The sequence below is a fragment of the Micromonospora sp. NPDC049114 genome, from assembly GCF_040648635.1.
In the GTDB taxonomy this organism is placed as follows: Bacteria; Actinomycetota; Actinomycetes; order Mycobacteriales; family Micromonosporaceae; genus Micromonospora.
On record NZ_JBEZEA010000001.1, the window covers coordinates 1268707 to 1282658 of the forward strand.

The 13952-nt window shown below is 72.6% G+C and carries 15 protein-coding genes and 3 tRNA genes; 12 read left to right on the forward strand and 6 right to left on the reverse strand.

The features are described from left to right. Positions 1 to 11 precede the first annotated feature (11 nt). From crtI to AB0B39_RS06075, 8 genes are all read left to right on the forward strand, one after another. On the forward strand, positions 12 to 1493 hold the full coding sequence (gene crtI / locus AB0B39_RS06040) for a phytoene desaturase family protein (RefSeq protein ID WP_357491392.1): 1482 nt from the start codon (positions 12 to 14) through the stop codon (positions 1491 to 1493). Beyond that, on the forward strand, positions 1490 to 2110 hold the full coding sequence (gene idi / locus AB0B39_RS06045) for an isopentenyl-diphosphate Delta-isomerase (protein WP_357573622.1): 621 nt from the start codon (positions 1490 to 1492) through the stop codon (positions 2108 to 2110). Before crtI ends, idi begins: the two co-directional genes overlap by 4 nt. Then, positions 2100 to 3044, forward strand: a complete 945-nt coding sequence (locus tag AB0B39_RS06050) for a MerR family transcriptional regulator (protein ID WP_357573785.1) — start codon at positions 2100 to 2102, stop codon at positions 3042 to 3044. Before idi ends, AB0B39_RS06050 begins: the two co-directional genes overlap by 11 nt. A gap of 74 nt (positions 3045 to 3118) precedes the next feature. After that, positions 3119 to 3919, forward strand: coding sequence for a polysaccharide deacetylase family protein (locus tag AB0B39_RS06055; protein WP_357491396.1), 801 nt, complete (start codon positions 3119 to 3121; stop codon positions 3917 to 3919). A gap of 150 nt (positions 3920 to 4069) precedes the next feature. Beyond that, positions 4070 to 4142 (forward strand) — tRNA-Glu (locus AB0B39_RS06060). Positions 4143 to 4173: 31 nt separating this feature from the next. Further along, a tRNA-Asp gene (locus AB0B39_RS06065) sits at positions 4174 to 4247 on the forward strand. Between the two features lie 99 nt (positions 4248 to 4346). Beyond that, a tRNA-Phe gene (locus AB0B39_RS06070) sits at positions 4347 to 4420 on the forward strand. A gap of 1912 nt (positions 4421 to 6332) precedes the next feature. Next, entirely contained in the window at positions 6333 to 6854 is a 522-nt protein-coding gene (locus AB0B39_RS06075) for an SRPBCC family protein (protein WP_357492075.1), read from the forward strand. 89 nt (positions 6855 to 6943) lie between these two features. Here AB0B39_RS06075 and AB0B39_RS06080 read toward each other — a convergent pair whose 3' ends face one another. Further along, entirely contained in the window at positions 6944 to 7648 is a 705-nt protein-coding gene (locus AB0B39_RS06080) for a DUF2786 domain-containing protein (RefSeq protein WP_357573623.1), read from the reverse strand. 126 nt (positions 7649 to 7774) lie between these two features. On the opposite strand from AB0B39_RS06080, the gene AB0B39_RS06085 reads away from it, so the two are divergent. Beyond that, on the forward strand, positions 7775 to 8236 hold the full coding sequence (locus tag AB0B39_RS06085; RefSeq protein ID WP_357491400.1) for a hypothetical protein: 462 nt from the start codon (positions 7775 to 7777) through the stop codon (positions 8234 to 8236). A gap of 52 nt (positions 8237 to 8288) precedes the next feature. Here the strand turns inward: AB0B39_RS06085 and AB0B39_RS06090 are convergent, their stop codons facing one another. Further along, entirely contained in the window at positions 8289 to 8678 is a 390-nt protein-coding gene (locus AB0B39_RS06090) for a hypothetical protein (protein WP_357491402.1), read from the reverse strand. 155 nt (positions 8679 to 8833) lie between these two features. On the opposite strand from AB0B39_RS06090, the gene AB0B39_RS06095 reads away from it, so the two are divergent. Continuing rightward, positions 8834 to 10177, forward strand: coding sequence for an ABC transporter substrate-binding protein (locus AB0B39_RS06095; protein WP_357491404.1), 1344 nt, complete (start codon positions 8834 to 8836; stop codon positions 10175 to 10177). Between the two features lie 66 nt (positions 10178 to 10243). On the opposite strand, the gene AB0B39_RS06100 is transcribed toward AB0B39_RS06095, so the two are convergent. Together AB0B39_RS06100 and AB0B39_RS06105 are read right to left on the reverse strand one after the other, a co-directional pair. Beyond that, positions 10244 to 10987 carry an enoyl-CoA hydratase/isomerase family protein gene (locus AB0B39_RS06100; protein ID WP_357491406.1) on the reverse strand — a complete coding sequence of 248 codons (744 nt, stop codon included), beginning with the start codon at positions 10985 to 10987 and terminating at the stop codon, positions 10244 to 10246. Further along, a complete protein-coding gene (locus tag AB0B39_RS06105; protein ID WP_357573625.1) occupies positions 10984 to 11841 on the reverse strand; it encodes a 3-hydroxyacyl-CoA dehydrogenase family protein in 858 nt (285 codons plus the stop codon). The genes AB0B39_RS06100 and AB0B39_RS06105 overlap by 4 nt, the downstream gene beginning before the upstream one ends. A 179-nt stretch (positions 11842 to 12020) precedes the next feature. On the opposite strand from AB0B39_RS06105, the gene AB0B39_RS06110 reads away from it, so the two are divergent. Next, positions 12021 to 12323, forward strand: coding sequence for a hypothetical protein (locus AB0B39_RS06110; protein WP_234583172.1), 303 nt, complete (start codon positions 12021 to 12023; stop codon positions 12321 to 12323). A 42-nt stretch (positions 12324 to 12365) separates the two neighbouring features. On the opposite strand, the gene AB0B39_RS06115 is transcribed toward AB0B39_RS06110, so the two are convergent. Next, on the reverse strand, positions 12366 to 13145 hold the full coding sequence (locus AB0B39_RS06115) for a class I SAM-dependent methyltransferase (protein WP_234583171.1): 780 nt from the start codon (positions 13143 to 13145) through the stop codon (positions 12366 to 12368). A 55-nt stretch (positions 13146 to 13200) separates the two neighbouring features. On the opposite strand from AB0B39_RS06115, the gene AB0B39_RS06120 reads away from it, so the two are divergent. After that, a complete protein-coding gene (locus tag AB0B39_RS06120; RefSeq protein WP_234583170.1) occupies positions 13201 to 13590 on the forward strand; it encodes a PPOX class F420-dependent oxidoreductase in 390 nt (129 codons plus the stop codon). A gap of 66 nt (positions 13591 to 13656) precedes the next feature. Here AB0B39_RS06120 and AB0B39_RS06125 read toward each other — a convergent pair whose 3' ends face one another. Continuing rightward, the gene (locus tag AB0B39_RS06125) at positions 13657 to 13866 is read right to left on the reverse strand and encodes a BldC family transcriptional regulator (RefSeq protein WP_007073996.1); all 210 of its coding nucleotides are present in this window, start codon (positions 13864 to 13866) and stop codon (positions 13657 to 13659) included. Between the last annotated feature and the right edge of the window lie 86 nt (positions 13867 to 13952).

Here is a 13952-nt window from a genome sequence, read left to right on the forward strand (position 1 = left end):
GAGGTGGTCACGTGCGGACGGTGACGGGACGGACGGACCGGGTGGTGGTCGTCGGCGCCGGGCTCGGTGGGCTGGCCTGCGCGCTGCACCTGGCCGGCAGCGGCCGACAGGTGACGGTGCTGGAGCGCGAGCCGGTCCCCGGCGGACGCGCGGGCCGACTCTCCGTGGAGGGGTACGAGTTCGACACCGGCCCGACCGTGCTCACCATGCCCGACCTCATCGCCGAGGCGCTCGGCGCGGTCGGCGAGGAGCTGCGCGACTGGCTGGACCTGACCCCGCTCGACCCGGCCTACCGGGCGTACTACCCGGACGGCTCGACCCTCGACGTGCTCACCGACACCACCCGGATGGCGGCCGAGATCTCCCGGGTCTGCGGGCCCCGGGAGGCCGACGGCTACCTGCGCTTCGTCGACTACGCCCGGGAGCTGTGGCGACTGGAGCGGGCCGACTTCATCGAGCGCAACCTGGACGCGCCCACCGACCTCATCACCGGCAACCTGCTCAAGCTGCTCACCGGCGGGGCCTTCCGCCGCCTCCAGACGAAGATCAACCAGTTCTTCCGGGACCCGCGTACCCAGCGGATCTTCTCCTTCCAGGCGATGTACGCCGGGCTCGCCCCGCACGACGCGCTCGCCATCTACGCGGTCATCGCGTACCTCGACTCGGTGGCCGGCGTCTACTTCCCCCGCGGGGGCATCCACGCGGTCTCCCGGGCGATGGCCGGCGCGGCCGAGAAGCACGGCGTGCAGATCCGGTACGACACGACGGTGACCCAGGTGCAGACCGCGAACGGGCGGGCCACCGGCGTACTCACCGCCGACGGCGAGCTCGTGCCCGCGGACGTCGTGGTGCTCAACCCGGACCTGCCGGTCGCCTACCGGGACCTGCTCCCCGCCGCGCCCGCGCGACGCCTCACCTACTCACCCTCCTGCGTCGTCCTGCACGTCGGCTCACGACAGGGATATGCGAAGATCGCCCACCACAACATCCACTTCGGACGCGCGTGGAAGGGCACCTTCGATGAGGTCATCCGCAGGGGCGAGCTGATGACCGATCCGTCGCTGCTGGTGACCAACCCCAGCCGGACCGACCCGTCGGTGGCCCCACCGGACCGGCACACCTACTACGTGCTCGCGCCGGTGCCCAACCTCGACCGGGCGCCGTTCGAGTGGCGTGGCGACCTGACCAAGCGCTACGGCGACCAACTGATCGGCACCCTGGAGGAGCGCGGGTACGTCGGCTTCGGCGCCGGCGTCGAGGTGCTGCGGGCGATCACCCCCGCCGAGTGGGCAGAACAGGGGATGGCCGCCGGCACCCCGTTCGCCGCCGCGCACACCCTCTTCCAGACCGGGCCGTTCCGCCCGTCGAACCTGCACCGCGACCTGTCGAACGTGGTCTTCGTCGGCTCCGGCACCCAGCCGGGCGTGGGCGTACCGATGGTGCTGATCTCCGGCAAACTGGCCGCCGGCCGGATCACCGGAGAAGGCCGATGACGAGCCGCGAGGACCACCTCGTCGAGCTGGTCGACGACGCCGGGCAGGCCCGCGGGGACACCACGGTCGCCGCCGCCCACCAGCCACCGGGGCAGCTGCACCGGGCCTTCTCGGTGCTGCTGATCGACCCGGACGGCCAGGTGCTGCTGCAACGACGGGCCGCGGTCAAGACCCGCTTCCCGCTGCGCTGGGCCAACTCCTGCTGCGGCCATCCGCGACCCGGCGAATCGCTGACCGAGGCGGCCAACCGGCGGCTCAAGGAGGAGCTGGGCACCGGCCCGGTCGAGCTGACCGAGGTGGGCGTCTACGTCTACTACGCCGAGGACCCGACCTCCGGCCGCGTCGAGTTCGAGTACGACCACGTCCTGCGCGGCGAGTTCCTGCCCGCCGCCCCGCTGCGACCCGACCCGGACGAGGTGGCCGAGCTGCGCTGGGCCGACCCGGCCGCCCTGGAGGCCGAACTCGACCGCGACCCCCGGTCGTACGCACCCTGGCTGGGCGGGGTGGTGAACCGACTGCTGCGCCCCTCGGGCACCCCGTCGGGCGCCCCCGGCTCGACCATGACCCCGGCCGGATCGTCGGCGGATGACGCGGCGGAGCGGCCGGGTGGCCGATGAGGCGCTGAGCGCGGGCGCCGTCGCGCGACGGCTGGGGGTCGCGGTCACCACGCTGCGCACCTGGCACCAGCGCTACGGGCTCGGGCCCAGCGAGCACGTGCCCGGCCACCACCGCCGGTACACCCCCGCCGACCTGGCTCGCCTCGAAACCATGCGGCGCTTGACCGCCGAGGGCGTGAGCCCTGCCGAGGCGGCCCGGTGGGCACGGCAGGCACCGGACCGGACGCCCGCGGACACCGTCACCCGCAGCCGGATCCGCCCGCCCGGGCGCGACGGCGGGGGCGCCATCGGAGTGGGCCGCGCCGGCCCGGCCGCCCGGGGCCTGGCCCGCGCCGCCATGCGCCTGGACGCCGCGGCGATCAACGAGACCATCGCGCACACGATCGCCGCCAGCGGCGTCGTCGCCACCTGGGAGACCCTGCTGCGCCCCGTGCTCGCCGGCATCGGCGACCGGCACGCCGCCACCTCCGGCCTGATCGAGGTCGAACACCTGGTCTCCCGATGCGTGTCGGAGGCGTTCGCGGTAGCCAGCCAGGCCAACGCGCCCAGCGGCCCCGCCCGGATCCTGCTCTCCTGCGCCGACGAGGAGCAGCACACCCTCCCCCTGGAAGCGTTGGCCGCCGCGCTCGCCGAGGCCGGGGTGAGCTACCGGATGCTGGGCGCCCGCGTGCCGGTGGCCGCCCTCGTCGAGGCGGTCAACCGCACCGGCCCGGCCGCCGTGGTGCTCTGGTCACACACCCGGGCCACGGCCGACCCGGCCCAGCTCAGCGCGCTGCTCGCCGCGCCCCGCCGCCCGCTGCTGATCCTCGCCGCCGGCCCCGGCTGGCGGGCCGACACCCTGCCCGCCGGGGTGGTCCGGCCGGTCGACCTGGCCGAGGCGGTCTCGCTCGCGATGGCGGTCCGTGACTCCCTGGACCAGTCCCGGGAGGCGTGACCGGCCTGTCGGTCCCCCACCCGCTTCCACTACCGTCGGGACGTCCGCCTGCCCCGACCCCCGGGAGCGAACAGATGCAAGCCCGCGCCGCCCTGGCGTCCGTCCTCGCCGTGGTGCTGGTCTTGTCCGGTTGCGCTCAGCCAGACAGCACCATCCACGCCGCAGCCGGGTCGCCACCCGTCGAGTCGACCGCCCCGCCCGCGCCGACGACGCCCACACCGTCGCCGACCGCCACCCACACCAAGCCGCCGAAGCCGCCCCTGCGACCGCTGCCGCCGAAGCTCCCAGCCGGGCTGCGGCGCACCACCGGCGTAAAGCCTGTGGCGTTGACCTTCGACGACGGGCCCAGCCCGGCCTGGACCCCGAAGGTGCTCGACCAACTGCGGTCGGCCCACGTGACGGCCACCTTCTGCGTCGTAGGCCTCGAAGCCCAGCGGCACCCGGAACTGATCCGGCGGATCGTCCGGGAGGGGCATCAGCTCTGCAACCACAGTTGGCGGCACGACCTCGACCTCGCCCGCCGACCGGTGGCAGACATCAAGGCCGACCTGGTCCGCACCAACAAGGCCATCCAGGCGGCGTCTCCCGGCACACCGGTGTCCTTCTACCGCCAACCCGGTGGCCGGTGGACACCTGAGGTTCTGGCCGTGGCGAAGGAACTCGGCATGCGCCCGCTGCACTGGGCCGTCGACCCGCAGGACTGGGACAAGCCGACCGCCGCCACGATCGCCAAGCGGGTCCACAACGCGGCACGCCCCGGATCCATCGTGCTGCTGCACGACGGGGGCGGAAACCGGGCCGCGACGCTCGCCGCCTGCCCGCACATGATCGCCGACCTGAAGCACCGCTTCGGCATCACCCGACTCGCTAGATAGGCCCTGACCTGCGGTTATGCGGTGCACAACGGTCCCGGCGATACCGGTTTTGTCGACCAGCCCGGCATCACGTATGCTTTCCAAGCCTCCGGCGGGGCCGGATGGGAGCAAGTCCGCTTGAAGTTGCGAATGTGCAATGATGGCGGGGCCGCCCTCATCGTCTAGCGGCCCAGGACGCCGCCCTTTCAAGGCGGTAGCACGGGTTCGAATCCCGTTGGGGGCACGACCGGCGCAAGCCGGAGCAACACAAGCTAGGTCCTGTGGAGCAGTTGGAGTGCTCGCCGCCCTGTCAAGGCGGAGGTCGCGGGTTCAAGTCCCGTCAGGACCGCAGCGCTGACGCCGCGCCTCGCGCGGCGTTCTGCGTATCGGAGCAGGTGACCCTGCCAGCGGTTCATCCGGTTGGCGGGTAGCATGAGCCGAGCAACGCGGCCAGGTAGCTCAGTTGGTACGAGCGTCCGACTGAAAATCGGAAGGTCGGCGGTTCGACCCCGCCCCTGGCCACATAGCCTTTCGCCGGGCTACAGGAGCGCCGACCAGCGGAGACGCGGTCGGCGTTCTGCTTTCCCGCCGCATCCTGGCCCCACGATCGCCCGGCCTGGCCCTCGATCGCCCGGCCTGGGCCCGCGATCGGCTTGCCTGGCCCGCGATCGCCCGGCCTGCCCCGCGACGGCCCGGCCCGCCCCGATGGCCCGGCCTGGCCCGCGATCGTCCCGCCTGGCCCCTTGATCGCCCGGCCTGGCCGTTGATCGACTCGCTTTCGCCGAAGTTGGGGTATCGCGGCCACCGGGATACCCCAATATCGCCGAACCCGAGTCGATCAAGCGCGTCGGCCGCACCGAGACGATGATCACTGGTCGTGGCGGCCCTGTTGGCGGTGCTGGGCCATTCCGCTCTGGATCGCCTCCCACACGCTGCGCCCAGCCTGCCGCAAGGTCTCTCCCGCCTGCTCGGCGAGTTGCGCCGCACTCTGAGCTGCGGCATGCGCCCCACTCGAAACACCACCGCCACCCTGCTGGTCACCGCCGGCCTGCCAGCCGCGATCCTGGCCACCACCACCGCCCTGGCCGCCTCGGCCTCCACCGCCCTGACCGCCCTGGCCTCCACCGCCCTGGCCGCCACCGCCCTGGCTGCCTTGGCCTCCACCGCCTTGGCCATCCGCACCCCGGCCATCGCCACCGTTGCCACCCTCGGCCTGACCGGCTCCGCCTTGCCTACGGCCCTGATCACCGCCGCCACCCTGACCACCACCGGCCTGACCGCCGCCACCCTGGCCACCACCACCCCGGCCACCGGCACCCCGGCCACCGGCACCCTGGCCGCCAGCGGCCTGGCCGGCGGGCTTGCCACCACCGCCGTCCTGGCCGCCCTGATTTCCGCCGCCGGACGCCCGGGACTCCCCAGAACCGGCGGTCGGCGAGCCACCCGGCTGATCGGCGGGCTTTCCGGGAGGCGAAGCAGCCGGAGCGGGTCGGTCTCCTCCCGGACCACCCCCCGGTTGCTGCCGGTCCTGACCCTCGGGCGGCTGCTGCCCCGTGGACCCCTGCCCCGCGGAGGTGGGGTGCGCCTGCGCGGAGGCCCGATCCACGGGCCACCGGCCCTCCAACCGAGACTCCGGCGGCTGACCTTCCGCCCGGTGCGACTCCGGCTGTTGACCTTCCGATGCGCGCGACTCCGCCGGCCGCGACTCCGTGGGCCGGGACTCCGCCGGCCGGGACTCCGCCGGCCGGGACTCTGTTGGGCGCGGCTCGGCCGGGCGGGCGGGTCGTGCTCGCGTCTGGTCGCCCAACTCGCCTGCCGCACCCGCCTGGCGGGCCAGCTCGTCGCGTACGCCGGAGTGCTGTGCCAGGGCGGTGACCTCGGCGGCGCCGGCGGCCAACTGCTGGGTGCTGCGGTTGACGTCGTCGAGCGCGCCGCTGCCCGCCCGGGCCAGGGATTCGATGACCTGCGGGTTGTTGTCGATCGTGTCGAGTGCCCGGCCCAGGAGTGTCACCAGCTGCTCCAGGCGTACCCGGAGCTGAGCCTCGGCGTGCACCCCGTCGATGTCCAGCTCGACGCCCTGCAGGTGGACCCGTACGCCGGCATCGAGCTGGAGCAGGTTGGCCAGCCGGGCGCGCAGCGAGATGTCGGCGTCCAGCCCGTCGACGACCAGTCGGATCGAGTCGACCGACACCTTCGGGATGTCGAGCAGGACGTCCGGGTCCCCGGCGTCGACGTCCCGGTCCGGATTCCGCTGCTGCGCGTTCTCGCTCATACTCTCCCGCCCCCGTACGCCGACCCGTCGTCCGGGCCGTTCGGCGCGGTTACCCGCTTTCCGGCGGGGCATCCCGTCCGTGACGACTCGGCAACCCACTGTCTGGAACCGGGCACCTCGCGAAGCTGCACACCGAGGCATCAGCCGGTATGGTCCGGGCCTATGGGACAGGGGATGGCTGATCCGGCCGACATCCGGCAGGACCTGGAGCGGTTCTCCTTGCGGTGCAGCCTCCTCGTCCCGGGTTCCGCCGAGCGGGCGTTCGCGGTCTTCACCGATGAGCTGACTGACTGGTGGGTCACGGAGTACACGTGGTCCGGTCCGGAGGCCCTCGCCGAGCTGGGCATGGAGCCGCGGGCCGGCGGGATGCTCTACGAGATCGGCCCGTACGGCTTCCGCGCCGACTGGGGACGCGTGCTCACGTGGGACCCGCCCCGGCGGCTGGTCTTCGCCTGGCAGCTCGGCCCGGACCGGGTGCCGGTGCCGGACCCGGCGAAGGCGAGCGAGGTCGAGGTGCTGTTCCTTCCCGACGGGCCCGAACGGACGCGGGTCGAGCTGGAGCACCGGCACTTCGATCGGCACGGTGAGGCGGCCGAGGGGTACCGCAAGGCGTTGACTGCGGGCTGGCACGAGTTGCTCACCCGCTATCTCGCCACCGTGTCACGTGGCCAAGGCACCGCCTGAGCGGTCGCGCGACCACACAACCGCCTGAGCGGTCACGCGGCCCTCACAACCGCCTGAGCAATCGCGCGGCCACCAGGCCGCCTGAGCGGTCAGCGGCCGAGTTGCCGACCGGCCCGGCTGCCGTCCAGGTCCCGACCGCCCAGGTGTGCGCGGTTTCCGGCCTCCGCCCCGGAACCGAAGCCCGTGCCGCCGAGCCGGCGTGCCGGTGCGGTTCGCAGTCTCGGGTACTCCTCGGTGAGCCGTCGCTGCACCCGGTTGGAGCGGTCGGCCAGCACCAGCGCCACCGACGGGCCGCCCGACTCGCCGGCCGCCGCCGTCTCGGCCGCCCAGAGCCGGCCGCCGATCACTTCCGCGAAGCCGGCGAGCCAGGACCGTCGGAAGGCGGCCGGATGGTCGTCCGCGGGCACCGCGGTGGCGGCCAGGCCGTGTGCGGCCTGCACGAGCAGTGAGGTGAAGAGCAGGTCCACCCGTTCCAGGTCGCTGGCGAAGCCGAACAGGTGCACCGCGAACCCGTTGCCCTGCCGGCGACGGACGCAGCGGCAGCGCAGTGGCTCCGCGACCGCGGCGAGCAGGCCCACCTTGTCCCGGGCGTACGGGGCGACGATGTCGAGCACCCGGTCGCCGACCGGGTCGGTGGTCGGGTCCCGGACGGCGAGCAACGCCCTGTCGACGCCGTAGCGGGCGATCAACTCGGTCGCCTTGGCGGTGAAGGCCGCCGACTCGGCGGGTGTGCAGGCCGGGTCCTCGGCCTGGGCGAGCAGCTTGCGCACCTTACTGAGCATGGCCTCGGACATGCACCCAGAGCTATCACACACGGCGGACGATCTGGGGCCACGGTCGCATTGATCGATCAGTATCATCGTCACGATCAGCTCGACCGTCCTATACGGACGGTCATCCACCTGTTTCCGGAGGCACGCATGTCATCCCCGACCGCCCGCCTGCTCGCCGTCGCCACGGCCGCCGCCCTGCTCGCTAGCGGCGCACCCGCTCAGGCCGCTCAGGCCGCCGCACCGACCGCCCAGAGCGCCGATTCCACCGACTTCACCTCGGGGCCGAACCTCTTCGCTCCGCTCGCCACGTGTTACGGCGGGGCGGTCCGCTCCTTCTTCCAGACCGGCGGCTACGGCGGCCAGGCCGGCCCGTACCGCACCACAACCCGGTGCCGCGACATCAACGTACGTAACGCCAGCCCGTACGGCACCGACGCCTGCGTGATCTTCATCGACAAGACCGGCAACTGCAACTACTGGACCTACCTGCCGGCCAACTCCGGCTGGGTCACCGTGGCGACAAACGTCCGGGACGGCGTCAATTTCCGGGTCCGCTTCGAGAACGTCCGCTACGAGTACGAGCCGCTCGTCGCGTACCACGCCTTCTGAGCGGCCCGTGCGGGCGCGGCACCCGACGGGGGCCGCGCCCCGCAGAGCGCGGTCAGCCGGCGCGGCTGCGCAGGGTGGCGATCGTCGAGCCGGCGAGCGTGAGCAGGCAGTCGGAGAGCAGCCCGTCGGCCGCGGCCGCACCGAACAGCGCCTCCCCGGTCGGCACGTCCTGGTTGGCGTACGCGCTCACGAAGCGTGCCACCCAGCGGGTGTCGTAGTCCGCCTGCTCGATGTCCGGGAATTCCAGCGCGCATCCGGTGCTCGGCGCGGCGTCACCGACCATCGTCGCCGCCAGGCACCAGGCGACCCCGTACGCGCCGGGCAGGCCGGCCCGGTCGACGACCGCGTCGAACGCACCTGTCACCGCTTCCCCATCGCCGGCCAGCGCCGAGCGGAGCACGGCGGTCGCGTCGTCGAACGTCTGCTGTGGTAGGTCCGTCACCCAGCGCACAGTAGGACGGAGGGTCAAGGCCCGGCATTTCCGTCACTCTGCGTGTTCAACGCGAGCGACCTGCGCATTTCGCCACCTCCACGGTCCCGCCGCCGGCGTGGGCACGCTAATGTGCGCAGCGGACCTTCGCCGGAGGAAGGACGACCATGCTCGTATCACGCCGCTCGCGGGTGGCCACACTGGCCGCCTGCGCGACGATCCTGCTCGCCACAAGCGCTTGCGGGGATGACAAGGCCGAGGAGGGAAGCGCCCAACAGGTGCGCCTCTACGGCACGGACGGCAACATGCTCAACTCCTACCCAGCGGAGTTGAAGGAACGCGCCGCTCTGGTCGATGGGATGAAGGGGACGACGCCGCTCACCCCACTGCCCGACGACTTCAAGAGCCGGCTACGGTCCGTCGATCCGGCTCTGACGGACTACCTCTACGCCGCCGAGACGTACGACGCGGTGGTGATCGGTGTGCTCGCCGCCCAACTGGCCGGCAGCACCGACCCGGCCGCCATCGCCAAGCAGATCGTCGGCGTCACCAACAACGGTCAGCGGTGCGAGACCCCTGCCGCCTGCCTGACGTTGGCCCGGGCCGGGCAGGACATCGAGTACCGCAGCGTCTCGCTGACCCGCGCCGGTTTCACCGACAAGGGTGAGCCGGCCACCGCGAGCTACGCCACGCTGACCTTCGACGGCCAGCAGATCAACGACGGTAAGACCGAGTTCGTCGGCGCGGGCGCCGAGTCCGCGGCGAGCACCAAGACGCCGCCGAAGGCGAAGAAGGCCCGACCCGGTGACGCCGACGCCCAGCAGCCGCTGATCGTGGGCGGCCTGCTGCCGAAGACCGGTGACCTGGCGATCGCCTACCCGCCGATGGCGGCCGGCGCGGCGCTGGCGATCCGGGAGGTCAACGCCGCGGGCGGCGCCCTGGGCAAGCCGGTGACGTGGAAGGACGGCGACGACGGCACCAGCACGACGGTGGCCAAGGCGACCGTCGCCAAGCATGTGGCGGACGGGGTCAGCATCATCATCGGCGCCGGCGGCTCGGGAATCTCCCGGGAGGTGCTGCCGGACGTGGTCAAGGCCGGCAAGATCCTCTTTTCTCCGTCGAACACCGACGCCAGCCTGACCGACGTCGAGGACAAGGGCCTCTACTTCCGGACCGCCCCGCCGGACAGCCTGCAGGGTCGGGCGCTTGCCGACGTGATCCTCCGCGACGGGTCGCAGAAGATCGTCATCGTCGCCCGTAAGGACTCCTACGGTGAGGGCCTCCAGGCCACCGTCCGTGACGAGCTGGAGAAGGCCGGCATCGCCGGCGACCGACTCAAGCTGCTCACGTACGACCCGCCGGCCGACGCCTCGGCGGCGCCGGTGGACTTCACCGGCGGCGCGAAGGAGATCAAGGAATTCGGCGCGGACGCCGTTCTCATCATCGGTTTCGGTGAGTCGGCCCAGGTGATCCGGGCCCTCGCCGACACCGGGGTGCAGATCCGGCACTGAGCACCACCGCGGACCGCGACGGCCGCACCGGCTTCCGAGCCGGTGCGGCCGTCCTGCGTTCGTGCCTCAGCGGGCTCGGCGGCGCTCCAGGAACTCGGTCATGCGGCGGTGCTTTTCCTCGTCCTCGAAGAGCACCGCCTGGCTGACCAGGTCGAGCTGCGGATGTGCGGCGGCGGGCGCGTCCACCGCCAGTTTGGTGAGCCGCAACGCCAGCGGGGAGCCCTGCGCCATCTCGTCCAGCAGCCCGTGTGCCACCGTCAGCAGGTCGCCGGGCTCGTCCACCACCCGGTTCACCAGACCGATGCGCAGCGCCTCGGCGGCGTCCACCCGCCGGCCCGTGAACAGCAGCTCCTTGGCCCGGCCCTCGCCGATGAGGGCGGGCAGCCGGTGGGTCGCGCCGGCGCCGGCCAGAATGCCCAACCGCACCTCCGGCTGGCCGAAGACCGCCCGGGCCGTGCACACCCGCAGATCGCAGGCGTACGCCAGCTCCGCGCCACCGCCCAACGCCGGCCCGTCGACGGCGGCCACGCTCGGCATCGGCAGCGCCCTGATCCGGGCGAAGGCCGCCGAGTTGATCGCGGCCAGCGCGTCCGTGCGGCCCCGTTCGCGGAGCTGACCGATATCGGCGCCACCGGCGAAGATGCCCTCCGCGCCCCCGGTCAACAGCAGCAGTCGGGGGTGCGCCTCCAGCTCGGCGCAGACCTGGTGCAGCTCGGCGATCAGGTCGGCGTCGATGGCGTTGCGCTTCTCCGGCCGGGCCAGCGTCACCACGAGCCGATCCGGCAGCTCCTCGATCCGCAGACCGCTCACCGCTTCACACCGCCGTCCCACGTGTAGAAGCCCTGCCCGGACTTCTTGCCCAGCCGGCCGGCGGCCACCATCTCCTCGAGCAACGGCGGCGGCGCGAAGCGGTCCCCGTACGCGGCCTGGAGGGTGCGGGCGATGTCCAGTCGCACGTCCAGGCCGACCAGGTCGGTGAGTTCCAGCGGCCCGATCGGGTGCCGGTAGCCCAGCACCATCGCCTTGTCGATGTCGGCCGGGCTGGCCACCTGATCGGCGACCATCCGGATCGCCTCCAGCCCGAGGGTGACCCCGAGCCGGGAGGTGGCGAAGCCGGGCAGGTCGCGTACGACGACGGGGTCCTTGCCGAGCCGACCGGCGAGCGCGACGGCCTCCGCGGTGGTCTCCTCGGCGGTCGCCGGGCCGACCACGATCTCCAGCAGCGCCATCGCCCAGACCGGGTTGAAGAAGTGCAGGCCGAGGAAGCGCTCGGGCGCGTCCAGGCCAGCGGCCAACTCGCCGATGGAGATGCTCGACGTGTTGCTCGCGAGCAGGGCCGGGCTCAGCGCGGCGGCGTCCCGCAGCACCGTCCGCTTGAGGTCGAGCCGCTCGGGCACCGCCTCCACGAGCACCGCCGGGGCGGCGGCGACCTCGGCGAGGCTCGGACGCAGCGTCACCCTCTCCCGGTTCGCGGCGGCCTCGTCGGCGGTCAGCTTGCCGCGCTGCACCGCCCGCTCCCACAGGTCGGCGAGCCGGGTCAGCGCTGTCGCGCCCCGTGCCTGGTCCACCTCGACCAGCTCGACGGCGTGCCCGGCGCCGGCCGCCACGTACGCGATGCCGAGCCCCATCGTGCCCGCACCGACGACCACGAAACGATCGTTCATCACGCCTCCCTGTCCGTCCCGGTGGCGCGCGGGGTCCCCGCCACGCCGGCCCGGGTCCTCGGCCCGCTCCGCTCGCTCATGGTGCGACCCTAGACAGCACGACGACCGCGTCCATGCGTGGGGGAGCGCGCGATCGGGTACGTACGGCCCGTCAACCCAGAGGGAAGGACCGCATCGAGATGAGCCAGGCACCGGAGAGCGTCACCACCGGGGAGAGCACCGACTCCGAGACCGTGGAGACCCGGGGCGACGAGCGGGTCGACCTGCTGCGCGCCGACACCAACAACGACGGCAAGACCGACGTGTGGGTGGTGGACACCGACGGCGACGGCAAGGCCGACCTGTTCCAGTTCGACACCGACGGTGACGGCAAGGTGGACATCACCATGGTCGACATCGACGAGGACGGCACCCCCGACGAGGTGGTCGACGGCGATGGCGGCCTCCCGCCCGAGAACCTGCCCCCGACCGTCCAGGTCTGATCCGCGCGAAGGGCTCCTCGTCGACGAGGGGCCCTTCGCCGGTCAGCCGGCGAGCCGCAGGGTGGCCAGGTAGTAGGGGGCGTCGCGCTCGTCCACATCGGTCAGCCGCCAGTCGCTGCCGTGCACCAGCTCGGCGAACTCGTCGGGCGAGCAGACCAGATAGTCGAACCACTCGGTGCCCAGCTCCCGGTAGCGCAGCCGTAGTCGCAGCTGGCCACCGAGCCGGCCCCGGCGGCGGTTGCGCTCGTGATAGCCGGTGTGCAGCGGGTCGCGGGTGCCGTACGGGTTGGTGCCGTGCGCGATGATCTGCGCTCCCGGTCGGGCCAGCGCGGCGAGCGCGGCCAGGAACCTTGGTGCCCGTTCCCGCCCCTCGAACAGCCCGAGGTTGTTGCCGAGCAGCAGGAACGTGTCGTACCGCTGGCCGTCGGCGACGTGCGTGTCCACCGTGCCGTGCACCAGCCGCCGTACGCCGCGACGCCCGCTCACCGCGAGCGCGCCCGCCGACGTGTCCAGCCCGGTGACCGGTACGCCGCGCTCCTGGAGCAGCAGCGCGATCCGACCGGCCCCGGTGCCGACGTCCAGCGTCTCGCCCCGCGCCCGGTCGACGGCCCGGTGGTCGTACGGCTGCCAGTCGGCTGGCCCGTCGAGGTAGTGCGCGGCCGGAGCCCCGTTGATCAGGCCGTCGTCCCGTTCGATGATCTCGATGACCGGCCGGGGCAGCCGCCCGCCGACCATGGGCCGGGGCCCGACCCCGGTTGCCACGGCGAGCGCGTCCCGCAGCAGTTCGCCGACCACGTCACCGATTAGAGGCTCCCCCGTCACGACGTTCACGCTATCTGGCCACTCAGTGGCCCGCAGCGGCCGTATCCTGGGCGGCGTGACCACGCTGGACCGGCTGTCGGCCGAGAAGTACCTCCTGCTCACGACCTTCCGCAAGGACGGTCGGGCGGTGCCGACCCCGGTCTGGGCGGTCCGCGACGGGGACGCGTTGGCCGTCTGGACCCGGGCCGACTCGGGGAAGGTGAAGCGGATCCGCCACAACGGCGAGGTGACAGTGGCCCCGTGCGACGTCCGGGGCCGGCCGCACGGGGCGGAGGTGCCCGCCCACGCGACCCTCTACGGTGGCCGCGACACGGGCCGGGTCCGCGACCTGCTCAAGCACAAGTACCGGCTGATCGGCCGCCTCAGCCTGCTCGGCAGCCGGCTGCGCCGCGGCGAGGGCGGCACCGTCGGCATCCGGGTCACGCTTACCGAGGGGCAACGCTGAGGCGGCACGACAAAGGGCGGTGGATCGAGATCCACCGCCCTTTGTCGGAAAAAAACTCGTGCCGGCTCAGTCGCCCTGCCGCTGCTGCGGGATCTGACCCTGCAGCAACGCCCTGACCTCCGACTCGCGGTATCGACGGTGGCCACCCAGGGTGCGGATGGCACTGAGCTTGCCCGCCTTCGCCCACCGGGTCACCGTCTTCGGGTCGACACGGAACATCGACGCCACCTCGGCCGGTGTGAGTAGCGGCTCTGGTTCGTGCGTTCGCGATGCCATCGGTCACTCCTCCACATGTATAGACATCGGCCGGGGTCCCGCCGGCCGACGCGTCTCCCATGGTCCGGCTAGTCCCCGATGTCCGA

Coding starts and splice junctions, on each gene's coding strand:
- AB0B39_RS06085 (WP_357491400.1), top strand. CDS start 7,775: ATGTCATCCCCGACCGCCCGCCTGCTCGCCGTCGCCACGGCCGCCGCC.
- AB0B39_RS06075 (WP_357492075.1), top strand. CDS start 6,333: ATGGGACAGGGGATGGCTGATCCGGCCGACATCCGGCAGGACCTGGAG.
- AB0B39_RS06080 (WP_357573623.1), bottom strand. CDS start 7,648: ATGTCCGAGGCCATGCTCAGTAAGGTGCGCAAGCTGCTCGCCCAGGCC.
- AB0B39_RS06110 (WP_234583172.1), top strand. CDS start 12,021: ATGAGCCAGGCACCGGAGAGCGTCACCACCGGGGAGAGCACCGACTCC.
- AB0B39_RS06055 (WP_357491396.1), top strand. CDS start 3,119: ATGCAAGCCCGCGCCGCCCTGGCGTCCGTCCTCGCCGTGGTGCTGGTC.
- AB0B39_RS06095 (WP_357491404.1), top strand. CDS start 8,834: ATGCTCGTATCACGCCGCTCGCGGGTGGCCACACTGGCCGCCTGCGCG.
- AB0B39_RS06125 (WP_007073996.1), bottom strand. CDS start 13,866: ATGGCATCGCGAACGCACGAACCAGAGCCGCTACTCACACCGGCCGAG.
- idi (WP_357573622.1), top strand. CDS start 1,490: ATGACGAGCCGCGAGGACCACCTCGTCGAGCTGGTCGACGACGCCGGG.
- AB0B39_RS06105 (WP_357573625.1), bottom strand. CDS start 11,841: ATGAACGATCGTTTCGTGGTCGTCGGTGCGGGCACGATGGGGCTCGGC.